This window comes from Streptomyces sp. NBC_00306 (assembly GCF_036169555.1).
Classification (GTDB): Bacteria; Actinomycetota; Actinomycetes; order Streptomycetales; family Streptomycetaceae; genus Streptomyces; species Streptomyces achmelvichensis.
The window spans coordinates 727,587-753,402 of the sequence record NZ_CP108032.1 but is presented as its reverse complement, the minus strand read 5'-3'; the positions used below and the strand labels follow the sequence as shown (position 1 = coordinate 753,402).

The window sequence follows — 25,816 nt, the reverse complement described above, 5'->3', positions numbered from 1 at the left end:
CTCAGTCACATGAGGAACGCGAACGAGCCGCAACCGACGGACCGGCGGGACGACGAGGCGGCCGAGCGGCCGCGCCGTGTGACCGTGACCGAGAACGGCCCGGTGCTCGTCGAAGGTCCGGTCGAGGTCGTCCTCGACGACGGCACCACGGTGACGTCCGACCGGTTCACCGTCGCGCTGTGCACGTGCCGGCGCAGTCGGACCTACCCCTGGTGCGACACCAGCCACCGACGTCGCACCAAGCGGTGAGCGCGCCCGGTCCACGTGCCTGACATGCGCGAATCCGCACGAACGCCGGTCGTCGAACTCTTCCACCGGTACCGCGAGCCTGTCGTCGTCCAGACCGTCCGGTCGACCGCCGCCGCCACCATCGCCTACGTCGTCGCTCTCCAGCTGAGCAGCGAACCGGCCCCGCTCACCGCACCGCTGACGGCCCTTCTCGTCGTCCAGGTGACCCTGTATTCCACCCTGACCACCGGGGTCCGACGCGTGAACGCGGTCGTGGCGGGGGTGCTCCTCGCCATCGGCTTCAGCGTGCTCGTCGGTCTCAGCTGGTGGAGCCTCGGGCTGATCATCCTGGCGTCCCTGGTCGTCGGCCGGGTGGTCCGGGTGAGCGAGTTCGTTCCCGAGGTGGCGATCAGCGCCATGCTCGTCCTCGGCGTGACCCAGGTGGCCGACACCGCCTGGGACCGCATCCTGGAGACGGTCATCGGCGCCGCCGTCGGGCTGGCCTTCAACGTGCTGTTCGTGCCACCGGTGTGGGTCGGCACGGCGGGGGAGTCCATCTCGGATCTGGCCCGGCGGATGCGTCAGCTGCTGCTGCGCCTCGGTGAGGAGCTGACCACCCCCACGCCGGTCGCGGCCGCCGCGGCCCGGCTGCACGAGGCGCGCCGGCTCGACCACGACATCGCCGACGTCGACGCCGCCCTGCGCCAGGCCGAGGACAGTCTCAGGCTCAACCCCCGGGTCAAGGAGGGGCTGCTGCACCGCGTCGTGCTGCGGACCGGACTCGACACCCTGGAGATCTGCGCGGTCGTCCTGCGCGTCCTCGCCAGGACCATGACCGACCTCGCCAAGGAACGGGACGAGGAGAACCTCTTTCCCCCCGAGGTGGGCCGTGAACTGGAGGACCTGCTGGGGCATGCCGCCGACGCTCTGGTCAGCTTCGCGGTCCTTGTCACCACACAGACGAGCGAGGCCGCCGAAGCGGCGGAGAGCCGGCTCGCCGCGGACCTGGCGGCGGCCGCCACCCGTCGCGAACGCGCGGCCCAACTGCTTCTCCAGGGCGTCCAGCGCCACCCGCGCCACTGGCAGCTCCACGGCGCGCTCCTCGCCGAGATCGACCGCATCCTCGACGAACTGGCCCCGGAATTCCGCTCCCAGCGCCTCATGGAGGAGCTCGACCGCAGCGCGCGGGAGCAGCGCGAGAAGTACCCGAGGATCGCCGCGGCCCGCGAATGGGTCAAGGAACGGCGACGGGAGCGCGCCGCGGCCCGCTGACCCGGCCGTCCCCCAAGGGCCCGGCCCACGGCCCGTGCACGGCCCCGTTTACCGGGTTTGACCATCGGGTACCCGCATGCGGCGCCATGGGCGGTGACGGAAGGCCGCCCCCGAGGAGGCACTGCCCATGAGCTCTGGCGGAGAAGCGACCACCGGGACCATCACCACCAAGGTCCCTGCGAGACTGGACCGGCTGCCCTGGTCGCGATGGCACTGGATGATCGTGATCGGCCTCGGCACCGTGTGGATCCTCGACGGTCTGGAAGTGACCGTCGTCGGCAACATCGCGAGCCGGCTCTCCGAGGACGGCAGCGGACTGCCGATCAGCGACGCCCAGGTCACCGGTACGGCCGCGGCCCTCTATGTGGCGGGTGCCTGTTCGGGCGCCCTCTTCTTCGGCCGGCTCACCGACCGCTACGGCCGCAAGAAGCTGTTCCTGATCACCCTGGCCGTCTACCTCGCGGCCACCGCGCTGACCGCCGTCTCGTTCTCCGTCTGGTGGTTCTTCCTCTTCCGCTTCCTGACCGGCTTCGGCATCGGCGGTGAGTACGCGGCCATCAACTCCGCCATCGACGAGCTGATCCCCAGCAAGTACCGCGGGCGCGTCGACCTGATCATCAACGGCAGTTACTGGCTCGGAGCCATGGGCGGCGCGCTGCTGTCGGTTGTCGCCCTGAACACCGACATCTTCCCCAAGGACCTCGGCTGGCGGCTGACGTTCGCCCTCGGTGTCGTCCTCGGCCTCGTCATCCTGCTCGTACGCCGCCATGTGCCGGAGAGCCCGCGCTGGATGTTCATCCACGGGCAGTCGGAGGAAGCGGAGAAACTCGTCGACCAGGTCGAGCGCGAGATCGAGGAGGAAACCGGCCGGCCGCTGCCCGAACCCGCTACCGAGATCACCATCGAACAGCGGCGCAGCATCGGGTTCGTCGAGATCGGCAGAAGCGTCTTCCGCGACTATCCCCGGCGGGCGACCCTCGGCTTCGCGCTCTTCATCGGACAGGCGTTCCTCTACAACGCGATCACCTTCGGATTCGGCTCGATCCTGGTGAAGTTCTTCGACGTCTCCAGCAGCACGACCGGCTACTTCTTCGCCGTCATCGCCTTCGGCAACTTCCTCGGCCCGCTGCTGCTGGGCCGGCTGTTCGACACCTGGGGCCGGCGTCCCATGATCGCGGGCACCTACATCCTCTCCGGCGTCCTGCTGTTCGTCACGGCCTGGATGTTCGGGGCCGGTTGGCTCAACGCCACGACGATGACCCTGTGCTGGTGCGTCGTGCTGTTCTTCGCGTCGGCGGGCGCCAGCTCGGCGTACCTCACGGTGAGTGAGATCTTCCCGATGGAGACGCGGGCCATGTCGATCGCGTTCTTCTACGCCATCGGCACGGCGGCCGGCGGAATCTCCGGCCCGCTGATCTTCGCCGAGCTGACGGAGAGCGGAGTCGTCGCCGACGCCGTGCTCGCCTTCTGCATCGGAGCCGCGCTGATGGTGCTGGCCGGCCTGGTGGCCGTGTTCTTCGCCGTGGCCGCCGAACAGAAGTCCCTGGAGGACATCGCCACCCCGCTGTCCGCGGTGAAGGCCAAGGGCGGCGAGCTGCGGGGCAACGCCGGTGACCTGCGGTCGAAGGAGCCCGGTGGCCCGCCGAGCGCGCCGGCCGTGTGACCGCACGTCAGGAGGCAGGTCCGCCGTGCGCTCCCGGGCCCGTACATGGTCGGCGCGTTTTGAGGCAGCCGTGCCGGGCACTGTTGCGTACATCCGGGGAAACACCGGGAGCGCTGTCCCATCAGAGACGGCGGGTGCGTTCTGCCGGTCTCGACGCGGCGCGCAACGGGTGCGGGTGCGCGGCCGGATTCACGGCAGAAAGGCGGGAGAGCCCCATGGTCTCGGGAGTATCCGGGCAGCCACCGGGGGAGGGCGCGGCGGACGGACGCTTCGGCGTCGAGGTGCGCCCCGCCGGGACGACCGTGGTCGTGCTGCTCACGGGCGAACTCGACCACGACACCGCCGAGCCCCTGCGTGAGGCCCTTCAGCAGTGTCTGGAAACCGCTCCCGAGCGCGTCGTGGTGGACTGCGGGGATCTCCAGTTCTGCGACTCGACCGGCCTGAACGTCCTGCTCCGGGCGCGACTGACGGCGCGCGAAGCGGGAAGCCGCCTGGAGCTCGCCGCACTCCGGCCTCCGGTGGCACGCATGTTCGACATCACCGGCGCCCATGCGGTGTTCCGGGTGTACGCCGGCCTGGACGAGGCTCTGGCGGACGAGCGGCCGACCTAGCGGAGGATCTGATGGGTGCAAGCCTCCGTGGACAGGGGCAGACACGTCGTCTCGCCCTGTTCGGGACGAAGGGCGTGGTGAGCCGATGCCGCGACTTCACCGCCGAGGCCCTCGACGACTGGGGATGGACGCCGGCGGTGGGGGAGCGGGGAGCGGTCGTCGAGGATGTGCTGCTGCTCGTCTCCGAAATGGCCACCAACGCCTGTCTGCACGCCGGCGGGCCCACCGAGCTGGTGCTGCGCCACGGCCCCGACGGTCTGCGGATCGAGGTCGCCGACACCAGCGCCCAGCCGCCGCATCCCCGGCCCAGGGAGGTGTCCCTGCCCGGTGGTCACGGGCTGATCGTGCTGGAGCGCCTGTCGCAGAGCTGGGGCTGGGCCCCGACGGACGGCGGAAAGATCGTCTGGGTCCAGGTCACGTCGCCGGACCGGCAGGCGGGGACTCCGGATCGGTAGGGCCGTCGGCGGGAGGCTCGTCACTCAGCAGCCCTGCGCGCAGCGCGCCGAGGATGCGGGCCAGCAGACGCGAGACATGCATCTGCGAGAGGCCGAGCCGGTCGCCGATCTCCGACTGTGTCAGCTCGTCGCCGAAGCGCAGGGACAGCACGAGCCGGTCCCGCTCGTCCAGCGCGGCGATGAGCGGTTTCAGGGACTCCAGGCAGTCCACGATGTCGTAGGACCTGTCCTCGCAGCCGAGGCTGCGGGTCAGCGCTCCCACCGTGCCGTCGTCCTCGTTCGCCGGGACGTCCAGGGAGCGCGCGACATAGCCGTTGGACGCCCGCTCGCCCTCGACGATCTCCTCCTCGGTGACGTCGAGCCGCTCGGCGAGCTCTGCGGTCGTCGGCCGACGCCCGAGGTCCTGTTCCATCACATCGACGGCCTTGGCCAGGTCGATCCGCAGCTCCTGGAGCCGGCGCGGCACTCTGACGGCCCAGCTGGTGTCCCGGAAGAAGCGCTTCATCTCGCCCACGATGGTCGGCAGGGCGAAGCACGCGAATTCCACGCCGCGGCCGGTGTCGAACCGGTTGATCGCCTTGATCAGCCCGATCGTGCCCACCTGGATGATGTCCTCCATGGGCTCCGCCCGGTTGCGGAACCGGGTCGCGGCGAACTTCACCAGGCTGAGATTGAGCTCGACGAGGGTGTTCCGGGCGTAGGCGTACTCCGCTGTTCCCTCGTCCAGCGTCGCCATGCGCTCGAACAGTGCCGCCGAGAGTTCCTTGGCGTCCGTCGTACTGACGGAGCCGGGCTCGGTGAGGTCCACGGTCGCCGGAACGGCGAGGGTGCGGGACATGGGGCTCCTTCGACGGGGCGGAGGCCGGCGCTGTCGGATACAGCGGGACCGTCGTCTGAGCTACCTGCTGAGAAACTCCCATTTTAGACGCTTCACCATGTTTCGGCCGTGGTTCGTGGCTGCCCGGGCGCCCCACGGGGCGGCAGGGGGCGGTACGGGCGGGGGCGCCGCCCGGAGGGGGGAACATCTGTACGCAGTTCCGGGTGTCGCGGGGGTGGGAGCGTGCCACAGTGGATGCGAAAACCGCCGTTCACCACGGTCAGCCCCACGGCAGTCCTCTCACGGCGCGGCCGGTGCGGCGCCGTGAATGACGACAGGCGAGGTCGACGATGGATGTGCCGGACCGGACGCCCGATCCGCGCCGGACGCCTCCCGCTGCCCAGCTCAGCGAGGAGGGGCTGCGCAAGCTGCTCGCCGGGCTCACGGCCGTACGCGACGGCGATCTCTCCGCCCGCCTGCCCGACGACGCCGAGGGTCTGCTGGGCGAGATCGCGATCGTCTACAACGGCATGGTGGAGCAGCTGTCGCTGGTCACGTCCGAGGTCACCCGCGTCGCCAACGAGGTCGGGGGCCAGGGCCTGCTCGGCGGCCATGCGCGCGAGCCCCGCGTCAGCGGTGTCTGGCAGGAGCTGACGACCGGCGTCAACACCATGGCGGACAACCTCACCTCGCAGGTCCGCAACATCTCGCAGGTCGCCACCGCGGTCGCGCGCGGTGACCTCACCCAGAAGATCAGGGTCGACGCCCGCGGGGAGATCCTGGAGCTCAAGGAGACCATCAACACGATGGTGGACCGGCTGTCCTCGTTCGCCGAGGAGGTCACCCGGGTCGCACGCGAAGTGGGGACCGAGGGAAACCTGGGCGGACAGGCGACCGTCCGCGGTGTGTCCGGGACCTGGAAGGACCTCACCGACAACGTCAACTCCATGGCGAACAACCTGACCAACCAGGTCCGCAACATCGCCCAGGTGACGACGGCGGTGGCACGCGGTGACCTCACCCGCAAGATCGACGTCGACGCCCGCGGGGAGATCCTGGAGCTCAAGACCACCATCAACACCATGGTCGAACAGCTGTCCTCGTTCGCGGCCGAGGTGACCCGGGTGGCCCGCGAGGTCGGCCGGGAGGGCCGTCTGGGCGGCCAGGCCGAGGTCGAGGGAGTCTCCGGCACCTGGAAGCGTCTTACCGAGAACGTGAACGAGCTGGCCGGGAACCTCACCCGGCAGGTCCGTGCCATCGCCGAAGTGACCAGCGCGGTCGCCGAGGGCGACCTCACGCGGTCCATCACCGTCGTGGCGCCCGGCGAGGTCGGAGACCTCAAGGACAACATCAACGCCATGGTCGAGTCGTTGCGGCAGACCATCCGGGCCAACGAGGAACAGGACTGGCTGAAGACGAACCTGGCCCGCGTCTCCGGTCTGATGCAGGGCACCCGCAGCCTGCCCGCCATCGCCGAACTCATCATGGACGACGTACCGCCGCTGGTCTCCGCGCAGTACGGCGGCTTCTTCCTCACCCACGAGAGCGACCGCGGTCCGGAACTCGTCATGACCGCCGCCTACGGTTCGCCCGACGACCCCTCGGCCGGCCCGCGCCGCTTCCTGTTCGGGCAGTCCCTCGTCGGACAGGCCGCCCGCAGCAGGCGCACCGTCGCCGTCGACGACCTTCCACCCGGATACGCCACCATCGCGTCCGGCTCCGGCAGCATGGAGCCGAGCAGCCTTCTCGTCCTCCCCATCGTGGTCGAGGACCAGGTGCTGGGCGTCATCGAACTGGCGGCCCTGCGGCCGTTCACCCGCATCCACCGCGACTTCCTCGACCAGTTCATCGAGACCGTCGGGGTCAACGTCAGCTCGCTGATCGCCAATGTGCGTACCGACGAGCTGCTGGAGCAGTCCCAGCGGCTCACCGCCGAACTGAGCACCCGGTCCGCGGAGTTGCAGTCACGGCAGGAGGAACTCCAGCGCTCCAACGCGGCGTTCCGTGAGAAGGCGGCGCTGCTCGCCGACCGCAACCGTGACATCGAGCGCAAGAACCTGGAGATCGAGCAGGCCCGGCAGGAACTGGAGGACCGCGCGCAGCAGCTGTCGCGGACCTCGATGTACAAGTCCGAGTTCCTTGCCAACATGAGCCATGAACTGCGGACACCGCTCAACAGCCTGCTGATCCTGGCCCAGTTGCTCGCCCAGAACCTGGAGGGCAACCTCACGGAGAAGCAGGTCGACTACGCCGAGGTCATCCACTCGGCCGGCTCCGACCTGCTCCAGCTGATCAACGACATCCTGGATCTCTCCAAGGTCGAAGCGGGAAAGATGGACGTCCACCCGGAGGCGTTCGAGCTGGCGCAGCTCCTCGACTACGTCGAGGCGACCTTCCGGCCGGTGGCCGGCGAGCGCGAGCTGGAGTTCCGGGTGACGGCCGCCGCGGACATACCGGCCCAGCTGACCACCGACGAGTCCCGGCTCCGGCAGGTGCTGCGCAATCTGCTGTCGAACGCGCTGAAGTTCACCGAGCGGGGCCGGGTCGAGCTGCGCATCGAGAACGCCGACGCCGGCGAACTGCCGCTCGCCCTGCGCGACAGCGGGGCGACCCTGGCCTTCCGGGTCACCGATACGGGTATCGGTATCCCCGCGGACCGGCTGCAGACCGTCTTCGGCGCCTTCCAGCAGGGCGACGGAACCACGTCACGGCGGTACGGTGGCACCGGCCTCGGTCTCTCCATCAGCCGCGAGGTCGCCCAGCTCCTCGGCGGCACCATCACCGCCGAGAGCACGCTGGGCGAGGGCAGCCGCTTCACGCTCTACCTGCCGGTCCACGCGCTGGCCGCACCCCGGGTGCCCGCGACGGCGGAACGGGCGGAAGCACACGCCCGGGCTCTGCCGCGCACGGTCGGTCAGGCGCCGGGAGCCACGGTCCTGGTCGTCGACGACGACACCCGCAATGTCTTCGCCCTCACCGAGGTCCTGGAGCACGAGGGCATGCTGGTTCTCCAGGCGGCCGGCGGCCAGGAGGGGATCGAGGTACTGCAAGCTCACGAGAACGTCGATCTGATCGTGATGGACGTGATGATGGCCGGCATGGACGGCATCGCCACCATGGGCGCCATCCGGCGGATCCCCCGGTTCGCCGAGGTGCCGATCATCGCGGTCACCGCCAAGGTCATGCCCGGTGACCGGGCCGAGGTGCTGGCCGCGGGGGCCAACGACTATGTGGCCAAGCCGGTTGACACGGACCAGCTGATGACGAAGATCCGCAGCTGGCTGGCCCGGGAGAGCCGCGGCTCCGCCGAGTGAGCACCTGCGGGCGGGCCCTGCGGGCGGGACCGTGGTGACCCACGTGCCGCTCCCGGCGTGATCCGAGCGACAGGCACTAGCGGACCCGTACCGCGATCAGACTCGTGTCGTCGTCGGTGTCGCCGGTCGCGGCTCCCAGCAGCCGGTCCACCTGGTCGTCGATCTCCCGCCCGGCCAGTTCCTCCGCCGTGCGCAGCAGCGACCGGAGGCCTTCGTCGAGTGCGTCGTGGCGGCGCTCGATGAGACCGTCGGTGAACAGCAGCAGGGTGTCGCCCGGCTTCAGCTGGGTCGTGATCTCCTCGTACCGGGCGTCCGGAGTCGCCCCCAGAAGGATGTTCTTCGGCGGAGCCAGCAACTGCGCATGTCCCTCGCGGAGCAGCAGCAGCGGCAGATGGCCGGCGCTCGCCCAGCGCAGGGTGCGGTCCGCCGGGTCGTAGAGCGCGCACACGGCGGTCGCGGTCGGGCGCCCCTGGGTATGGATGGTGACCTCGTTCAGCCAGGACATCAGGCGTCCGGGCCGGTGACCGGTGAAGGCCAGACCGCGGAGCGCGTTGCGCAGGGCGACCATGCCGGTGGCGGAGTCGATGCCGTGCCCGGCGATGTCCCCGACGGCCACGAGGACCTTCCCGTCCGGCAGCGGCAGTACGTCGTACCAGTCGCCGCCGACGCGGTACTCCTGCACCGCGGGCCGGTAGCGGGCGGTGGCCTGGAGACCGGGCAGCACCTCCAGGGCGGGCATCTCCGGAACGATCGCCTGCTGGAGCTGGAGCGCGAGGCGATGACGCAGGGCCGCCTGCGCCTGGACGGCGGTCAGTTGGTCGAAGGTCGCCGACAGGGCCACCTCGGTGTGGAACTCGGCGGACACATCCTGGTAGATGCCCGAGATGCCGATGAGGGTTCTCTGGTCGAGCAGCGGTTCTGCGGTGATGCGCACATGCCGCTGCCGGCCGTCGTCCCGGACCACACGGATCACCGTGGCGGCGCCTCTGCGTCGCTGGGTGAGGTTCCGCAGCAGCTCGGTCAGGTCCTCGTCGTCCTCCGGATGGACCCGCTGGTACAGCTCCGTGAGCGGGATCGGCCGAGCGTCCCTCGGGGCCCCGAAGATGCCGTACGCCTGCTCGCCCCACGAGGACGTACCGGTCAGCAGGTTGTCCTCGAACGGTGCCACGCCCTGGAGCCTGGCGACTGCACGGGTGGCCGCCGCACCCCGGTCGGTGCTGCTGTGCCACAGGACGACGGTCCGCTCGGCCCCGGCGGGCAGCACCCGTACGTCGAGCAGCGGAGCCGGCGCGTCGCCGTGGTCCACCGCGGGCAGCCTGGAAGCCCGCTGGAGCGACGAGGTGGAGTGCGCGAGTTCGGCGAGTTCGGCGATCGGTGCGTGGAGCAGGGGAAGCGTCCGGCTCAGGAGCTGACCGGTGGTGTGTCCCGCGCTGCCGAGAGCTTCCACCGCCGCCTGGTTGAGGTGTTCGACGGCAAGGGCACCCGTCTCCGGGTCGCGTACCAGCGTGAGTGCGGGGTGGGCCATCGCGTCGAGCAGCTCGTCCAGCGCCGGCAGCGGGGCGGGCTCCCACAGGGGAGCCGTCAGGACCCGTGCGGCCACGTCCATCAGATCGGTGAGGGCGCGCCGCACCGGCCCGTCGAGGTCGGCGCGGTCGGGCCAGACCGCCAGGGCCACCCCGACGGTCGTGCCGCGCAGCCGCAGGGGCAGCACCGCACGGGCCGCCTGCGGTGCCGGGCCCGGCAGCACGTCGTCGGGCGGCGGACCCGCCGCGAGCCAGACCGGTGAGTCCTCCAGCAGAGCCGGCCGGAACGACGCGGGAAGCGACGGCGGGATCCACCGCCACTGCGACGCCTCGGTGGCCCCGACGCCGGCGTGCCCGGCGAGCTGGAGACATCCCGATCCGGTCCGCCGCCACAGCCACAGGCTCCGCACGCCCAGATGCCTGAGCCCGCCGTCGAGGAGGGCGGCTGCGGCCTCCTCGACCGTGTGATGCGCCTCCGCGTCTGTCATCGCACGACGCATCCGGCGCGCCTCGTCAGCGCGCGGCCCCCGGTCGGCGTACGCGGCGGACGACGCGGTCGCCGTGGCCGGAGGGGGAGAGACCGCGACGGTACCGGCGACGCCGTTCACGACGTCGGCGGCGAAGTCCTCCGTGCTCAGGCCGGTTTCGGCGGCCATACGGGCCAGCTGCTCGGCGGCCTCGGCGGGGGAGGTGGCCAGCCGGGTCACCAGCACTCCGGTCGCCAGGTCCAGCAGATGCCGTCGCACGAGTTCGGCCCGCAGATCCGCGTTCCGCGCGGACAGCTCGGCCACGGCCGCGGCCAGATCGTCCCGCTCCCGGCCTGCGCCGGAAGGATCCTGTGCGGACGTGCTCACGGACTCTCCCATCCCGGGCAGAGAGGTGCGACACCGTGTGATCGCACCCGATCCGGATTCTACGGGGAGGGGCCCGGAGCGGCACTGCCTGCGGCGGCCCGGCAGAGGCGGGCCGTGAGCCCTATCCGGTGCCGTCGCGCAGGGTCGCGATCGCAGCGCGCAGTGCGGTGCGTACGGCCGGGGGCGGCGGCGGGCCGTTGACGCTGTCCACGATGTGCCGTGCCACCTCGCGCAGCTTGACGTTGCTGTGCTGGGAGACGTCCACCAGCAGCTGCCAGGCCTGCTCCGGTGTGCAGGCCGCGGTGGCCATGACGATTCCTCGCGCCATGTCGATGACCGGGTGCGAGGCGAGCGCCTGCCGCAGTCCGTCGACCTCTTTGCGCAGCTCCTCGGACTCGGCCTCCGCACTCACGACGCGGTACTGCTCCTCGTCAGAGGCAGCCCATGACGCGTCGGCGGCGTTCCCGGTGCCCGCCTGCTCGTCACTCATCCCCGACATGCCCGCATTCCCTTCCGGCCAGGCCGAGCCGTCCCGCACGGTGGACGGCATCCTCGTTCCGCTCATTCCCCCGGCCGGAGCCGACACGCACGCGGACGGGTCCGTCCACCCCGACGGGTTTCGGTCCGCCGGACCGCGGTACCCCCTCAGCACGTTCCCTTCGCGCGAGGAAGCGCAGGCGCCGGGCAGGTTGGACCCATCAGCTCCCGGCGCCGCTTCCCGTCTCGGTGCGGCTGGTGAGGGTGAACAGGGCGCCGTCGGGGTCGCGGACCGCGGCCTCCCGGCCCTCGCGTGTCAGCCGCTCCGCCATCACGGTGCCGCCCTGGTCGCGTACGGCAGCGGTCGTGGCGTCGAGGTCGGCGACGGGGAAGTGCACGTCCCAGCGAGGACGGACGAGCGGGTCGGGTGCCGCCTCCACCGCGCCGGAGTTCAGCCGCGCCAGCACATGCCCGTTGTTGAGGAGGACCACTTCGTCGTTCTCGTAGCTGACGTCGCAGCCGCCCGGGCTGTCGCCGGCCCAGTCGAGGACCTCGCCGTAGAAGATCGCGGCGTCGAAGGCGTCGCGGGTGCGCAGCAGGAGCCAGGCGGGCGCGTCCTTGTGGCTGGACTGCCAGTCGGGCAGAAGCGCGCCCTCCCAGATGCCGAAGACGGCACCGTCGCGGTCCGCGGCGAGGGCTCCGCGACCGAGGGAGAAGGCGAGCGGACCGACGGCGACCGTGCCACTGCGCTCGCGGATGCGTGAGGCCGCCACGTCCGCGTCGGCGACGGCGAAGTACGGCGTCCAGGCGACGGCGACCTGAAGGCGGGGCGCCAGTGCGCCGATGCCGGCGACCGGCGTCCCGTCGGCGAAGGCGACGCTGAACTCGTCACCGAGGGCCGCCCGGCGGAACTTCCAGCCGAGGACGGCACCGTAGAAATCCTGGGAGGCGCGGAGGTCGCGGGCCATGAGGCTGACCCAGCAGGGTGCGCCGAACATGTCCGCGCTCGACGCCGTGCCGGCGGCGTGGGCAAATCTCTTCTTGTCCATCACAACACTCGTGTCCTGAGGTTACGCGGCGTCCTCGACGTGCCCCGGGACGTGCGGCCGCGGGCCTGGGGGGCGGGTGCAACCGGGATCCGGCTCCTCCTCATAGTCCCCTCAGGTCCGCGTCCCCGCGAGTCGCGCACCGGCTGCCGGGCCGGGAGCCCGGCAGCCGGGCGGCGGAGCGCTCAGGCGCGTTCCTCGTCCTGGTAGGGCCAGCGCAGCAGGGCACCGAGCCCGCCGACGGGCACGCTGTGGCCGCCCACCGGCGGTACCCGCAGGACCTCCGCATTCGTCGCGACGGCCGAACGGATCAACGCGTCGTCCGCCCGTGCCGACGACGGATGGACCTCGCCCAGGTACTGCGATTCCGTGCGGCGTACGGCCAGCTGGTCGGGGTCGTCGCCGACCCACACCTCGCGATTGCCGTCCTGGCCCTCGGGCCGTACGAACAGGGCCGCGATCCGGTGCTCACGCGCGGCCTCGACCAGCGCGGGCACCCCCTCCGCGGTGGCGTCCCGGGCCGACAGATAGCGATCGAGCTCGTCGCCGGCCCGCTGGTGCAGCCGGTCCGCGCGGGCCCGCTCCACGTCCGCGTCGAGCAGCCGGTTGCCGCCGTCCGAACGGCTGCCGTGCTCCGTCTCGACGACATGTGCGTGCAGCCGTGCGGGGAGCTTGCGATGTACGGCGCGGCGCTGCCGGTCGTCACCGGCGAGGACGACCAGATCGGCGTCGTGCCGGTCACAGGCACCGGCCACCGCGGCCGCGGTCGTGGCGGCGTTCTCGTCCCAGGTGTTCTCGACGCTCTGCTGGAAGTGCTGCTCCGACCAGTCGGCGCTCGGGCTGCGGTGCAGCGGCCAGTCCCTGCCCTCGGCCTGTCCGGCGCTGCGGTGACCGTGGGTGCTGCGGACCTCCAGATCCGCACCCTGGCGGTCGATGTACGCCACGAGGCAGACCGGCTCCTGCTCGGCGAGGTCCAGCAGGGGTGCCACGCGGGGCACGGCCGACCAGGTGACGTCGCCGTTCCCGGGCGGACGGGCCGTGAGCGCGGGGTCCAGAACGACCTCTCCGCCCGCGGCGAAGACGGCACGACCGGCCTTGCCGGGCAGGGTCTCCGGCGCGATGAGCGCCTCGTACACGGCCTGGCTGGTCGCCTCGTCCGCGCCCTGTCCGCTCAGCTCGCGGCAGGCCGCACGGGCCTGGAGTTCACGCCGGCCGGGGTGCGCCTCGTCGGCCCGGTCCGTGCCCAGATAGACACTGGCCCAGGGGCCGGGACGCTCGTAGAGGGGCGCGAGAAATCCGAGTTGCATGGGCTACCTCCAAGAGGGCCGGATAGTGCGTCGGGGGCGGGTACCCGTCTGCACAGGAGCAACACGGAAACCGCTGTACGGAAGGAGCACGGCTGTCATGACGCAGGCCGAGAAGGAGCCCAGGGGCATCGACGCCGGCAGCCTCGGTGAGCACGAGCTCATCCGGGAGCTGGAGACCATCCACCGCAGCCGGCACGACACGCTGCTGCACGGCTCGCCCGCCGCGCTCTCCGCACACACCACCCGGATGGCGCAGCTGGAGGAGGAGTATCTGCGCCGCCACCCCGAGCGTTCGGTGTCACCGGGCCGGACCCGGGCGGGTGCGCGCGACCGGTCGGAGGCCGGACCGGACGCGGGGTGAGCGGTGGACGGTCATCAGCGGTCGGGGCATGGACGGGCCGGCCGCGCTTCCCGCATGACGGGAGCACGGCCGGCCGGTGGTGACCTGCCCGGTGGCGGCCGGTGGTGTCCTGTCCGGCGGCGGCCGGTGGTGTCCTGTCCGGCGGCCGTCCAGGGGTGTCCTGCCCGGCTGCCGCCCGCCGGCGGTTCGTCAGCCGGCCGAGCCCCTGGCGAACGCCTCGGTGAACGCGGCGTTGAACGCCTTCAGATCGTCCGGCTTGCGGCTCGTGATCAGGGTGTTCGGACCCGACGTGCAGACCTGCACCTGCTCGTCCACCCAGGTGGCGCCGGCGTTGCGCAGGTCCGTCCGCAGGCTCGGCCAGGACGTCACCGTCCGGCCGCCCACCACATCCGCCTCGATCAGGGTCCAGGGGGCGTGGCAGATGGCCGCCACGGGCTTGCCCGCGTCGAAGAACGCCCGGACGAAGGCGACCGCCTGCTCGTCCATGCGCAGGGCATCCGGATTCGCGACCCCGCCCGGCAGGACCAGACCCCCGAATTCGTCCACGGAGGCCTCACCCACGACCTGGTCCACGGGGAACGTGTCCGCCTTGTCGAGATGGTCGAAGGCCTGGACGGTGCCGGATCGGGTGGAGACGAGCTTCGGGGTGTCGCCCGCGGCCTCGACGGCCTTCCAGGGCTCCGTGAGTTCGACCTGCTCGATGCCTTCGGGCGCCACGAGAAATGCGATCTTCATGGGTGTCGCTCCTTCGATGGGGCGGCCGGGGAGCCGGTCAGGCCTTGCCCCCGGCCATGCTGATGTCCGCGAGTGCTGACTCCGGGTCCTGCGCCACGGCGAGATCGCCGATGCTCACCATCCCCAGGGGGCGGCCGTCCTCGACCACGGGCAGCCGCCGCACCGCATGCGTCCGCATGAGGCGTACGGCGGTCGAGACCTCCGCGTCGGGATCGATGCACACCGGATCCGCGGTGCACACGGACTCCGCGCCGACGGTCACCGGGTCGATCCCGTCCGCGACGGGGCGCACGGCGATGTCGCGATCGGTGACGACGCCGACGATCCGGTCGCCGTCGGCCACCAGGACGTCGCCCACGTTCAGGGTGCGCATCAGACGCGCCGCTTCGACGAGGGAGGCGTCCGGGCGGACAGCGGCCACGCCGGCCGTCATGACGTCCCGCACGAGCTGTGCCATGGCTCCTCGCCTTCTCCGCGGGTCCTGCCGTGGGCCGGCAGGGGTCCGGACAACGTCCGTCGCGCCCCGCAGTACCCGCCGGCGGCCGCGGTATGCCGCGACGCGGGCGCGGGATCGATGATCGACGCGAGCGTGGATCGTGGGTTTGAGGGCGATCAGCGCGGAGACCCGCTGGACGGGCCGAGCGGCCATGGGAAAGGGATGAGGGGGTGCTTCGGGTGCGGACGGCGGTCCGCACCCGAAGCCGTCCCGCAACCGTTCCCCGACCTGCCGGCCGACACAGCTCGGCAAGCCTCCCGCAAGCATGACGGGCCCCTCCGGGGGTACTCGCGGGAGACCAACCGTCCGTACAGGAAGGTGAGTCAGATGGGCCTAGGTGGGTGCATCATCCTCATCGCCGTCGGTGCGATCCTCACATTCGCCACCGACTGGGAGATGAAAGGCGCCAACCTCGATGTGATCGGCCTGATTCTGATGGCCGTCGGCATCATCGGGGTCGTCACGTTCAGCAGCATCGCCAAGCGCCGGCGCGTCGTCGTACCGCCGACCGCGCCCGTGGTGTCCGAGGAGCGCCGCACGTACGAGTGACGGAACACGCGGCCGCCGGGTTTGGCGGGGGGTCTCACGGGCACTCGGGAGGCCGTTCACCAGTCCATACTCCAGCGCCGGAGTCGATCGTGAATCGTTCCCGTGTCGTCGTCGTAGGAGCCGGTTTCGCCGGTTTCCAAGCCGCGCGCTCTCTCTCCCGGACCCTTCGGGGCGAGGCCGAGATCGTGCTGCTGAACCCCACCGACTACTTCCTGTATCTGCCGCTGCTGCCACAGGTGGCCGCGGGGATCCTGGAACCCCGGCGGGTGACGGTCTCGCTGCCCGACACGCTGCCGGGGGTGCGGCTGGTCCTGGGCGAGGCGGACCGCGTCGATCTGGCGGCGCGTACGGTCCACTACACGGATCCCGAGGACGGCCGCGGCGAGCTGCGCTACGACCGCCTCGTCCTGGCCGTGGGAAGCGTGAACAAGCTGCTGCCCGTGCCCGGCGTCGCCGAGCACGCGCACGGTTTCCGGGGTCTCCCCGAAGCGCTGTACCTGCGCGACCACATCACGCGCCAGATCGAGCTGGCCGGCCCCGGTCCCTTCACCGAGGAGGACGTCGCACGGCGCACCTTCGTGGTCGTCGGCGCCGGATACACGGGCACCGAAGTCGCCGCGCAGGGACAGCTGTTCACTGACGCCCTCGCCCGCAAACAGACCGGGCACGGGGTCGGCGGCCGACCGCGCTGGATGCTCCTCGACCTCGCCGACCGCGTCCTGCCCGAGCTCGACCGCAGGCTCTCCCGTACGGCGGACCGGGTGCTGCGCGAGCGGGGCGTCGAGGTGCGTACCAACACCTCGGTCAGTGAGGCGACACACGACGGCGTGCGGCTGGACAACGGGGAGTTCGTTCCCACCAGGACGCTCATTTGGTGCGTGGGCGTGCGTCCCGATCCGCTGGTGTCCGACGTCGGACTGCCGGTGGAGCGCGGACGTCTGCTCGTGGAGCGCGATCTGGGGGTTCCGGGCCGTCCCGAGGTCTTCGCCTGCGGTGACGCCGCGGCGGTGCCCGACGCGACCCGGCCCGGCGAGTACACACCGATGACGGCTCAGCACGCCTCGCGCCAGGGCAAGCTGGCGGGCCACAACGTCGCCGCCTCCCTCGGTCATGGTGAAAAACGCCCGTACGAACACCACGATCTGGGATTCCTCGTCGACCTCGGCGGCGTGAAGGCGGCCGCCAACCCACTGGGCATACCACTGTCCGGGCCGCTCGCAGGAGCGGTCACCCGCGGCTACCACCTCGCCGCCATGCCGGGCAATCGCGTACGCGTCGCGGCCGACTGGCTGCTCGATGCCGCACTGCCGCGCCAGTCCGTCCAGTTGGGCCTCGTGCGCTCCTGGTCGGTCCCGCTGGACAGCGCTTCACCGGAGCTGGCAAGGGTCTCGGGCGGTTCCTCCAAGGAGCATTGAGATGCGAAACGACCAACTCGCAGAACTCGGGCAGCAGTTGCGGGTGGACGCCGTCCGCGCCGCCGACGCCGCGCAATCGGGTCACCCGACCTCCTCCATGTCGGCCGCCGATCTGGGTGCCGTGCTGCTCGCCAACCACCTGCGCTACGACTTCGCGCAGCCCGACCATCCCGGCAACGACCGGCTGATCCTCTCCAAGGGACACGCCTCACCCCTGCTGTACGCCATGTACCGCGCCGCGGGTGTCATCGACGACGAAGAACTGCTCACCTTCCGCCGGCTCGGCAGTCGCATGGAAGGGCATCCGACACCCCGCCTGCCCTGGGTCGACGTGGCCACCGGGTCGCTCGGCCAGGGGCTGCCCGTCGGCGTCGGCATGGCCCTCGCGGGCAAGCGGCTCGACCAGATCCCCTACCGCGTCTGGGTTCTGTCGGGCGACAGCGAGATGGCCGAGGGTTCGGTGTGGGAGGCCGTGGAACACGCCGCCTACGAGCATCTCGACAACGTGACGCTGATCATCGACGTCAACCGGCTGGGGCAGCGCGGGCCCACCCGCCACGAGTGGGACCTCGACGCCTACGCCCGCCGCCTGCACGCCTTCGGCTGGCACACCATCGAGATCGACGGCCACGACGTGAGCGCCATCGACTCGGCCTTCGCCGAGGCGGAGTCGACCATCCAGAAGCCGACCGCGATCATCGCCCGTACCCACAAGGGACGGGGAGTCCACGACGTCGAAGACCGTGAGGGCAAGCACGGCAAGCCCCTGCCCGACGCCGAGAAGGCCATCGAGGAACTGGGCGGACCGCGCTTCATCACGGTGGACGTGGCGGCGCCGCCCGCGGCACGCGTCCTGTACGGATCACGCGGCGGACGGGCGGAGATGCCGGCGTACGACGTGGGCACCTCGGTCGCCACCCGTGACGCCTTCGGAGACGCGCTCGCCGCACTCGGCTCGGTGCGCCCGGAAGTCGTCGCGCTGGACGGCGAGGTGGCCGACTCGACCCGCACAGCCGCGTTTGCCAAGGCGCACCCCGACCGCTTCTTCGAGTGCTACATCGCCGAACAGCAGCTGGTCGCCGCGGCGGTGGGGATGCGCACCCGTGGCTACATCCCGTTCGCGTCCACCTTCGCCGCCTTCCTGACCCGTGCCTACGACTTCGTCCGGATGGCGGCGGTATCCCACGCGCCGATCAATCTGGTCGGCTCTCACGCCGGTGTGGCGATCGGAGAGGACGGCCCCTCCCAGATGGGCCTCGAAGACCTGGCCATGTTCCGCGCGGTGTACGGCAGTACGGTGCTGTACCCGTGCGACGCCAACCAGACCGCCCGGCTGGTCGAGGCCATGGCCGACCTGCCCGGCATCGGCTATCTGCGCACCAGCAGGGGCGAGACACCGGTCCTGTACGGGCCCGACGAGGACTTCCCCGTCGGCGGCTCCCGGGTGCTGCGCTCCGGCGATCAGGACCGGGTCACCGTCGTCGCCGCCGGGGTCACGGTCCATGAGGCACTGCGGGCCGCCGACCTGCTGGAGGCCCAGGGCATCGGCATCCGCGTCATCGACCTCTACTCGGTCAAGCCGGTCGACGCCGCGACGCTCCAGGAGGCGGCCGGCGCCACCGGCTGTCTCATGACGGTGGAGGACCACCGACCCCAGGGCGGTATCGGCGACGCCGTGGCAGCGGCCCTGTCGGACGGCCGCCCGCTGCCCCGCCTGATCCGGCTCGGTGTGCAGAACATGCCCGGATCCGCCACCTCCGCGGAGCAGCTGCATCTCTCGGGCATCGACGCCGAGTCGATCGCGGCCGCGGTGCAACTGCTGGTGGAGGAGGCCGTGGTGCGCTGACCCCGCGCACCGCCGCCGTACGGGAGACGAGGGAGGCACGATGAGTACGAAGAGCGTGCGGGCCGGACGGCACACCGTGGAGATCCACCGGCCCGACAAGAAGCTCTTCCCCGACGACGGCCTCACCAAGGAGGACATCGTCGGCTACTACCGCAGCATCGCGTCCTTCATGGTCCCCCACCTGAAGGACAGGCCCCTGATGCTGGAACGGCATCCCGACGGCATCGGCGGCCTGCGCTTCATGCAGAAGCAGACACCCGACACCTACCCGGAGTGGATCCACCGCGTGGAGGTGGACAAGGCCGACGGGACGGTGGTCCACCCGGTCTGCGACAGCACGGCGACCCTGCTCTTCCTCGCCGACCAGGCCACGCTCACGTTCCACCGCTGGCAGTCGAAGGTGAAGCGGCTGGAGCGGCCCGACCGGATGGTCTTCGATCTGGACCCCGCCGAGGACGACTTCGAGGCCGTACGCCGGGCGGCCCGGCAACTCGGTGAGCTGCTCGAGGAGCTGCGGCTGCCGTCGGCGCTGATGACGACGGGGTCCAGGGGACTGCATGTGATCGTGCCGCTGGCCGGTGACGCGGACTTCGACGAGACGCGTGCCTTCGCCCACGACGTGGCGGAGAAACTCGCCGAGCGCGACCCGGACCGGCTGACCACCGCCGTACGGAAGAAGGCCCGGGAAGGCCGGCTCTATCTGGACATAGGGCGCAACGCCTATGCCCAGACGGCCGTTGCGCCCTACTCGGTACGAGCCAAGCCGGGCGCGCCCGTCGCCACACCGATCACCTGGGAGCAGGTGAAGGACCCCGAACTGACCGCGCAGCGCTGGACGGTGACGAACGCTCTGGAACAGGCACGGACGAAACCGTGGGAGGGGATTCTGTCGCGTGGCCGCTCGCTGGCGCCCGCTCGCAGGCGGCTCGACTCCCTCGGCTGAAATCGGTGCGGAATTTCCCGGGGAGGCGACGATGCCGGGAGGCGACGATGCCCACCCGCCGACGTTCCTGTTTGAAGGATTAAGGAAATCGGTCCGGGAAAGCCGCGTTTGATGCGATGCGACAGGGGCAGGCGCAGTTTGTGCTTCGGACCGGAGGCACGTCCGTGGAGCGGAAGCACGCCCCGGCGTGAGCGATTCCACCGGCCCATGGACGCCAAGATTCCCGTTCGCACCGTGAGGGAGTGGCGCGCATCATGCGCACACACGCGAGCACGAAGCACCTGCACAACGATGCCCCCGACACCCAGGCCGCATTCGACCGGCTGTCCAAACTTCCCATGGGCCATGAGCGCGACATATTGCGCCAGGACCTGGTGAATGCCTGGCTTCCCATGGCGGAACGCCTCGCCGGCCGGTTCAAGAACCGCGGCGAGACACTGGAGGACCTGCGTCAGGTGGCGGCGCTCGGCCTGGTCAAGGCCGTCGACCGGTACGACCCCGAACGCGGCTGCGCCTTCGTCAGCTACGCCGTGCCGACGATCACCGGAGAGGTGAAGCGGCACTTCCGGGACCACATGTGGTCGTTGCACGTACCGCGGCGGGTCCAGGACCAGCGCAACCGCGTCCGGACCGCCCAGCACGAGCTCGCCCAGACCGTCTCGGGACGCGCGCCGACCGAGGAGGAGATCGCGGCCAGGGCAGGGCTCTCGCTGGAGGAGACCAGAGCCGGACTGGAGGCCATCGGGTCCTTCAGCACCCTCTCCCTCGACGCGGAGATCCCGGGCACCGAGCGCGGCCACACGATGGCCGACGCCATGGGCACCTCCGACCCGGCGCTCGACGTGGTCATCGACCGCGAGGCCGTCAAACCGAAACTGCGCCGTCTGCCCGAGAGGGAGCGGCGCATTCTCTACATGCGCTTCTTCCGGGACATGACGCAGAGCAGCATCGCCGAAGACCTCGGAATCTCCCAGATGCACGTGTCGAGGCTGATCAGCCATTCCTGCGACCGGCTGCGCAGAGAAATCATGCAGGACGCCGCATAGAGCGGGGGGTGCGGAGTCCGTGACGGGACGGGAGGCTCCCGATGGTGCGGACAGAGGCCGACCGGGATCGCGGCCGGGAGGAGACGGAGGAGGAAAGGGCCGACCGGAAGTGGTCCGATCTCCTCCAGGAACTGCGCGTCGCCCAGACCGGTGTCCAGATCCTGTTCGGATTCCTGCTGACCGTGGTCTTCCAGCCCCGGTTCACCGGTCTCTCCGGGACCGATCAGGACATCTATGTGGCGACCGTCATGCTGGGGGCGGCCACCACCGGGGCCCTCATAGGGCCCGTGTCCTTCCATCGTCTGCTGACCGGCAAGCGACTGAAGCCGCAGACGGTGGTGTGGGCCTCCCGTCTCACCGTCCTCGGGCTCGTCCTCCTGCTCTGCACCATGGCTTCCGCACTGCTGCTCATCCTGCGGGTGGCACTGCACAACTCCCTGGCCATCTGGCTCGTGGTCGCGATGGTTGGCTGGTTCGTCATCTGCTGGTTCCTGCTGCCGGCCTGGGCCCGTATCCGGCACGCCGATGACGTGCAGTCCCAGCCGAACAGGCCGGAGGACTGATCCGACGACGCTGCAACGGCGTCCGACGACGCTGCAACGGCGCTGATCCGACGACGCTGCGGGGGCATGGATCCGACCACCTCCCGGGCCGGCGCCGCGGTCGGTCCTTTCAGGCCGCGGGCGCCTCGGTGATGTCCAGGAAGACATGGTCGGCCTGCGGCCAGGTGGCGGCGATCCTCTTCTTGATCCGCACACAGACGAGTTCGACCTCCTCGCTGTCGAACCCCGGTGTCAGATCGACGCGCGCGGCGACGAGCGTCGAGTCCATCCCGAGCCGCATGGTGAGCAGCTCAGCGACATTGTCGATCTCGGGCTGGCGGTGCAGGAATTCGCTGAGGCTCTCCCGCAGTTCGGGAGTCACCGCCTCGCCGATCAGCCGGTCGCGGGCCTCCCGGCCGAGCCGGTAGGCGACGTACACGAGCAGCAGACCGATCGCGAGCGAGGCCGACGCTTCCCAGACGACCTGGCCGGTGATCATGTGGAGTCCCATTCCGGCCATCGCGAGCAGCACACCGAGCACGGCCGTGCCGTCCTCGGCTATGACCGTGCGCAGGGCGGGATCGGCCGCGCCCTCCTTCTGCCTGCGCAACTGGTAGAGCGCGCGCACCAGTGAACCGCCCTCGGCGATCAGGGCGACGGCGAGTACCGCCAGCCCCGCGAGATAGCCGGCGTGCGACTCCTGCTTGTCCTCGCCGAGCGCGTGGATGCCCTGGTAGAAGGAGAAGCAGCCGCCCATGACGAAGATGCCGACGGCGGCCAGCAGCGACCAGAAGTAGCGCTCCTTGCCGTAGCCGAAGGGATGGCGGGCGTCGGGCGAGCGGCGGCTGCGGCGCAGCGCGACCAGCAGGAAGACTTCGTTGACGCTGTCCGCGACGGAGTGCGCCGCCTCGGAGAGCAGTGCGGGCGACGCCGTGACGAGCCCGCCGGCCGCTTTGGCGGCGGCGATCAGCAGGTTGGCCGCGAGCGCGACCAGCACAGTGATCCGGGTCCTGGCGTCGGTCTGTTGGCGATCCACTGTTCTCACCGTAGGTAGGGGGCCGGTTGAGCACCGGCCGTGCCCGGGCGGCATGGACGAGTGCCGTGACCAGGTACCCCGGGACAATCTGCGCGAACTCCCGCGTGAACGATCGCTTCACGCCAACTGCTGCGACAAGCCCGGGTAATGAGGAGGTTTAGAAACCGGAAGAGGGGGGTGGGGCGGGTGCCCACAGGTGAGGTGGTGGCGGTACTGTGCGCGCACCGCCAGAAGGGTGGCGCGGCAACAGTGGAGGAATCAGTGACAACCAGCAACACATCGCGGCGGCGTTCCGGGGCCCTCATAGCGGCCGCGGCCGCCGGCGTCCTCGGCGTCGGCCTGGCCGCCGGCCCGGCGTTCGCCCACACGCCGAAGTGGTCGGCGAGCTGCACCGAGGTCAGCGTCGACCTGACCGCCTACGGCGCCAAGTCCGAGAACACCGTGACGATCACCGCGGACGGCAAGGACCTGCTGCCCACCGAGACGTTCCAGAACGAGTTCCACAAGAAGATCGAGCTTCCGAAGCACGACAAGGAGCTCACCCTCCGCCTGATCGTGAAGGCGAGCGACGGCGAGAAGTTCTCGGTCGACGACACCAAGACGGCGCCGGTGTGCGAGGACGACGACAACCCGCCGCCGTCAGCGACGCCGTCGAACACCCCGAGCTCCTCCGCGCCGGTCCCGTCCGAGGCGCCGAGCACCACGCCGCCCACCACCGACGCCCCGGTCCCCTCCAGCGCGCCGACCCCCAACGCGGGCAGCGACGACCTGGCCGAGACCGGCTCCTCCAGCTCCACCCCGCTGATCGCCGGCGCTGCCGCCGTGGTCATCGTCGCGGGCGGCGGCATCATGTGGGCCGCGCGCAAGCGCCGCAACACCGCCTGAGACCGCACGCCGGCCCGTGACGGGCCGGTGAGAGCGACGTGACAAGCGGGCCGGACGTCACAGGACGTCCGGCCCGCCGTGTGTTGCGGTATGTCAGGCCGCGGACGGGGTGTAGTGCGCGGCCTCGTCGCCCTCGACGATCCGGCTCGCCGTGCCGTCGATGCCGACCGGAACGTCACCCGCGACCGTCACGCGGTGCAGCAGGCGCGGCAGGTCGCCGTAGTCGTCCGGGGCGTAGTGCTGGGTGATGCGGTTGTCGAACAGGACCAGGTCGCCCGGCGCCCACGTCCAGCGCACCACGTTCTCCGGGCGGGTCACATACGCCTGGAGGATCCGCAGGATGTCGCGGGACTCGGACGGCGACAGACCCACCAGGGACTGGGCGAACCCTCCGATGAACAGGCCCCGTTCGCCCGACTCGGGGTGGACGCGCACCACCGGGTGCTCGGTGCGGTATTTGGTGGACACGAACTGCCGCCGGTGCTCCGCGGCCTTCTCGGACTTAGGCTCCGCGTAGTCGTAGGCGTTGGTGTGCACCGCCCACAACCGGTCGGCCAGCTCACGCAGCGCGTCGGGCAGATCCCGGTAGGCGGCCGCCGAGTTGGCGATCAGGGTGTTGCCGCCGTACGGAGGGACGACCAGGCTGCGCAGCGTGGACGCCTTCGGCGGGGTTCGGACGAAGGTGACATCGGTGTGCCACTGGTTGGCGCGGATGCCCTCGTCGCCGTCCACCGGGAGGATGTTGGGCCGGCCGTCGACGGACGGGACCGTCGGATGGGCGGTGGTCAGTTCGCCGAAGAGGGAGGCGAAGCGTATCTGGGCGGCGTCGTCGAGATCCTGGTCACGGAAGAAGAGCGCTTTGTGTTCCAGGAGTGCCGCGTTGATCTCGGCGGTGATCGCGGGGTCGAGCTCCCCGGAGATGTCGACGCCGAGGATCTCCGCGCCGATGCGGCCGCCGATGCGGCGGATGTCGAAACCGGTGCTGCTCATGCGGATTGCTGCCTTTCGTAGGGATTTCGAGGGGGCTTGGCCGAGGACGTGCGGTGGCCCGGAGAGGGGTCAGGAGGCCAGGACGGTGCGGCCCGTGGGGCGCTCCAGGCCGTAGTGGTCGCGCAGGGTGCGCCCGGTGTACTCGGTGCGGAACAGACCGCGGTCCTGAAGCAGCGGGACCACTTGGTCCACGAAGTCGTCGAGCCCGCCCGGGAGATACGGCGGCATGATGTTGAAGCCGTCCGCGGCACCCTCGGTGAACCACGTCTCCAGCTGGTCCGCGATCTGCTCCGGCGTCCCGGCGAAGACGCGGTGACCGCGACCGCCGCCGAGGCGGGCGATGAGCTGCCGGATGGTGAGCTCCTCGCGCCGGGCGAGCTCCGCCACCAGCGTGAAGCGGGACTTGTTGCCGTTGATGTCCTGCTCTTCCGGGAGGTCGGGCAGCGGGCCGTCCAGCGGCAGCCCGGTGAGATCGGTGCCGAGCATCCCGGACAGCTGCTGGAGCCCGTACGCGGGAACCTGAAGCTCCGTCAGTTCGTCCTCGAGCGCCAGTGCTTCGGCCTCCGTACCGCCGATGACCGGGCAGATGCCGGGCAGGATCTTGAGCTGTTCCGGTCCGCGGCCGTACTTCGCGAGCCGTGACTTCAGGTCCTTGTAGAAGGTCTGCCCGTCGGCCAGCGTCTGCTGGGCGGTGAAGACGGCCTCCGCGTACCGGGCCGCGAACTCCTTGCCGTCCTCGGACGATCCGGCCTGCACCAGCAGCGGATGACCCTGGGGGGAGCGCTGGACATTGAGCGGTCCGTCGACCCGGAAGTGGGTACCGCGATGGCCGATGGCACTGACCGCACCCTCCTCGGAGTAGACCCCGCGCTCGCGGTCGATGACGGGCGCGTCGTCCCGCCAGCTGTCCCAGAGCTGCTTCGTCACATCCAGGAACTCCGAGGCACGCTCGTAGCGCACCGCGTGCTCCAGATGCTCCTCGCGGCCGAAGTTCCTGGCCTCGGCGACATTGCCCGAGGTGACGATGTTCCAGCCCGCGCGGCCGCCGCTCAGATGGTCCAGCGAGGCGAACTTCCGCGCCACGTGGAAGGGTTCGTTGAAGGTGGTGGAGACGGTGGCGATCAGCCCGATGTGCTCCGTGGCGACGGCCAGCGCGGAGAGCAGGGTGAGCGGTTCGAAGCCGCCGACCGCGTTGTAGCGGGCGTTGCCCCACAGCGCGACGCCGTCCGCGAGGAAGAGCGAGTCCAGCTTCCCGCGCTCGGCGGTGCGGGCCAGCTCCTGGAAGTAGGACAGATCGGTGATGCGCTCCGGCTGGGTGCGCGGATGGCGCCAGGCGGCGTCGTGGTGGCCGGCGTTCATGAGGAACGCGTTGAGATGGAACTGACGGGGAGTCTCGGCTGACATC

The 25,816-nt window shown here is 70.6% G+C and carries 24 protein-coding genes; 14 read left to right on the top strand and 10 right to left on the bottom strand.

The genetic code is table 11. The features are described from left to right. Positions 1-9 precede the first annotated feature (9 nt). From OHA05_RS03315 to OHA05_RS03295, 5 genes are all read left to right on the top strand, one after another. Complete coding sequence (locus OHA05_RS03315; RefSeq protein ID WP_328859752.1) at positions 10-249, top strand: CDGSH iron-sulfur domain-containing protein; 240 nt, start codon at positions 10-12, stop codon at positions 247-249. Between the two features lie 24 nt (positions 250-273). Then, complete coding sequence (locus tag OHA05_RS03310) at positions 274-1,500, top strand: FUSC family protein (RefSeq protein ID WP_313947935.1); 1,227 nt, start codon at positions 274-276, stop codon at positions 1,498-1,500. Positions 1,501-1,627: 127 nt separating this feature from the next. After that, a complete protein-coding gene (locus tag OHA05_RS03305) occupies positions 1,628-3,163 on the top strand; it encodes an MFS transporter (RefSeq protein WP_313947936.1) in 1,536 nt (511 codons plus the stop codon). A gap of 215 nt (positions 3,164-3,378) precedes the next feature. Continuing rightward, positions 3,379-3,774 carry an STAS domain-containing protein gene (locus OHA05_RS03300; RefSeq protein ID WP_313947937.1) on the top strand — a complete coding sequence of 132 codons (396 nt, stop codon included), beginning with the start codon at positions 3,379-3,381 and terminating at the stop codon, positions 3,772-3,774. A gap of 11 nt (positions 3,775-3,785) precedes the next feature. Continuing rightward, complete coding sequence (locus OHA05_RS03295; protein WP_313947938.1) at positions 3,786-4,229, top strand: ATP-binding protein; 444 nt, start codon at positions 3,786-3,788, stop codon at positions 4,227-4,229. Here OHA05_RS03295 and OHA05_RS03290 read toward each other — a convergent pair. Further along, positions 4,189-5,067, bottom strand: a complete 879-nt coding sequence (locus OHA05_RS03290) for a SigB/SigF/SigG family RNA polymerase sigma factor (RefSeq protein ID WP_313947939.1) — start codon at positions 5,065-5,067, stop codon at positions 4,189-4,191. The two genes, OHA05_RS03295 and OHA05_RS03290, sit on opposite strands and share 41 nt — an antisense overlap. Positions 5,068-5,396: 329 nt before the next feature. Between OHA05_RS03290 and OHA05_RS03285 the strand changes: the two genes are divergently transcribed. After that, entirely contained in the window at positions 5,397-8,360 is a 2,964-nt protein-coding gene (locus OHA05_RS03285) for a HAMP domain-containing protein (protein ID WP_328859751.1), read from the top strand. A gap of 76 nt (positions 8,361-8,436) precedes the next feature. Here the strand turns inward: OHA05_RS03285 and OHA05_RS03280 are convergent, their stop codons facing one another. From OHA05_RS03280 to OHA05_RS03265, 4 genes are all read right to left on the bottom strand, one after another. Continuing rightward, positions 8,437-10,737, bottom strand: coding sequence for a SpoIIE family protein phosphatase (locus tag OHA05_RS03280; protein WP_328859750.1), 2,301 nt, complete (start codon positions 10,735-10,737; stop codon positions 8,437-8,439). Between the two features lie 121 nt (positions 10,738-10,858). Beyond that, a complete protein-coding gene (locus tag OHA05_RS03275) occupies positions 10,859-11,236 on the bottom strand; it encodes an ANTAR domain-containing protein (RefSeq protein WP_313947942.1) in 378 nt (125 codons plus the stop codon). A 199-nt stretch (positions 11,237-11,435) separates the two neighbouring features. After that, positions 11,436-12,263 (bottom strand): VOC family protein, encoded by an 828-nt coding sequence (locus OHA05_RS03270; protein ID WP_328859749.1) that lies wholly within the window; start codon positions 12,261-12,263, stop codon positions 11,436-11,438. 182 nt (positions 12,264-12,445) lie between these two features. Further along, positions 12,446-13,567 (bottom strand): baeRF2 domain-containing protein, encoded by a 1,122-nt coding sequence (locus tag OHA05_RS03265; RefSeq protein WP_328859748.1) that lies wholly within the window; start codon positions 13,565-13,567, stop codon positions 12,446-12,448. A gap of 97 nt (positions 13,568-13,664) precedes the next feature. Between OHA05_RS03265 and OHA05_RS03260 the strand changes: the two genes are divergently transcribed. Next, complete coding sequence (locus OHA05_RS03260; RefSeq protein WP_313947945.1) at positions 13,665-13,928, top strand: DUF6158 family protein; 264 nt, start codon at positions 13,665-13,667, stop codon at positions 13,926-13,928. A gap of 189 nt (positions 13,929-14,117) precedes the next feature. Here OHA05_RS03260 and OHA05_RS03255 read toward each other — a convergent pair whose 3' ends face one another. Then, complete coding sequence (locus tag OHA05_RS03255) at positions 14,118-14,663, bottom strand: type 1 glutamine amidotransferase domain-containing protein (protein WP_328859747.1); 546 nt, start codon at positions 14,661-14,663, stop codon at positions 14,118-14,120. Between the two features lie 37 nt (positions 14,664-14,700). After that, on the bottom strand, positions 14,701-15,120 hold the full coding sequence (locus OHA05_RS03250) for a CBS domain-containing protein (RefSeq protein ID WP_328859746.1): 420 nt from the start codon (positions 15,118-15,120) through the stop codon (positions 14,701-14,703). Positions 15,121-15,486: 366 nt separating this feature from the next. Here OHA05_RS03250 and OHA05_RS03245 point away from each other — a divergent pair, with 366 nt between their 5' ends. The 6 genes from OHA05_RS03245 (at position 15,487) to OHA05_RS03220 (ending at position 21,521) form a co-directional block, all read left to right on the top strand. Further along, the gene (locus OHA05_RS03245; protein WP_313947948.1) at positions 15,487-15,708 is read left to right on the top strand and encodes a DUF6458 family protein; all 222 of its coding nucleotides are present in this window, start codon (positions 15,487-15,489) and stop codon (positions 15,706-15,708) included. 89 nt (positions 15,709-15,797) lie between these two features. Further along, the gene (locus OHA05_RS03240) at positions 15,798-17,123 is read left to right on the top strand and encodes an NAD(P)/FAD-dependent oxidoreductase (protein WP_328859745.1); all 1,326 of its coding nucleotides are present in this window, start codon (positions 15,798-15,800) and stop codon (positions 17,121-17,123) included. A 1-nt stretch (position 17,124) separates the two neighbouring features. Next, positions 17,125-18,969: a transketolase gene (locus OHA05_RS03235; protein ID WP_313947950.1), complete on the top strand. Its 1,845-nt coding sequence runs from the start codon at positions 17,125-17,127 to the stop codon at positions 18,967-18,969. Between the two features lie 40 nt (positions 18,970-19,009). Further along, positions 19,010-19,912: a non-homologous end-joining DNA ligase gene (ligD, locus tag OHA05_RS03230; RefSeq protein ID WP_328859744.1), complete on the top strand. Its 903-nt coding sequence runs from the start codon at positions 19,010-19,012 to the stop codon at positions 19,910-19,912. 254 nt (positions 19,913-20,166) lie between these two features. After that, on the top strand, positions 20,167-20,958 hold the full coding sequence (locus OHA05_RS03225; RefSeq protein ID WP_328859743.1) for a SigB/SigF/SigG family RNA polymerase sigma factor: 792 nt from the start codon (positions 20,167-20,169) through the stop codon (positions 20,956-20,958). Between the two features lie 41 nt (positions 20,959-20,999). Next, the gene (locus OHA05_RS03220; protein WP_328859742.1) at positions 21,000-21,521 is read left to right on the top strand and encodes a DUF6328 family protein; all 522 of its coding nucleotides are present in this window, start codon (positions 21,000-21,002) and stop codon (positions 21,519-21,521) included. 109 nt (positions 21,522-21,630) lie between these two features. Here the strand turns inward: OHA05_RS03220 and OHA05_RS03215 are convergent, their stop codons facing one another. After that, positions 21,631-22,590 carry a cation diffusion facilitator family transporter gene (locus tag OHA05_RS03215; protein ID WP_443043622.1) on the bottom strand — a complete coding sequence of 320 codons (960 nt, stop codon included), beginning with the start codon at positions 22,588-22,590 and terminating at the stop codon, positions 21,631-21,633. A 207-nt stretch (positions 22,591-22,797) separates the two neighbouring features. Between OHA05_RS03215 and OHA05_RS03210 the strand changes: the two genes are divergently transcribed. Further along, positions 22,798-23,421, top strand: a complete 624-nt coding sequence (locus OHA05_RS03210; protein WP_328859740.1) for an LAETG motif-containing sortase-dependent surface protein — start codon at positions 22,798-22,800, stop codon at positions 23,419-23,421. Positions 23,422-23,514: 93 nt separating this feature from the next. Here the strand turns inward: OHA05_RS03210 and OHA05_RS03205 are convergent, their stop codons facing one another. Together OHA05_RS03205 and OHA05_RS03200 are read right to left on the bottom strand one after the other, a co-directional pair. Beyond that, positions 23,515-24,411: a TauD/TfdA dioxygenase family protein gene (locus OHA05_RS03205; RefSeq protein ID WP_313947956.1), complete on the bottom strand. Its 897-nt coding sequence runs from the start codon at positions 24,409-24,411 to the stop codon at positions 23,515-23,517. A gap of 69 nt (positions 24,412-24,480) precedes the next feature. Beyond that, a complete protein-coding gene (locus tag OHA05_RS03200) occupies positions 24,481-25,815 on the bottom strand; it encodes an LLM class flavin-dependent oxidoreductase (RefSeq protein WP_328859739.1) in 1,335 nt (444 codons plus the stop codon). Between the last annotated feature and the right edge of the window lies 1 nt (position 25,816).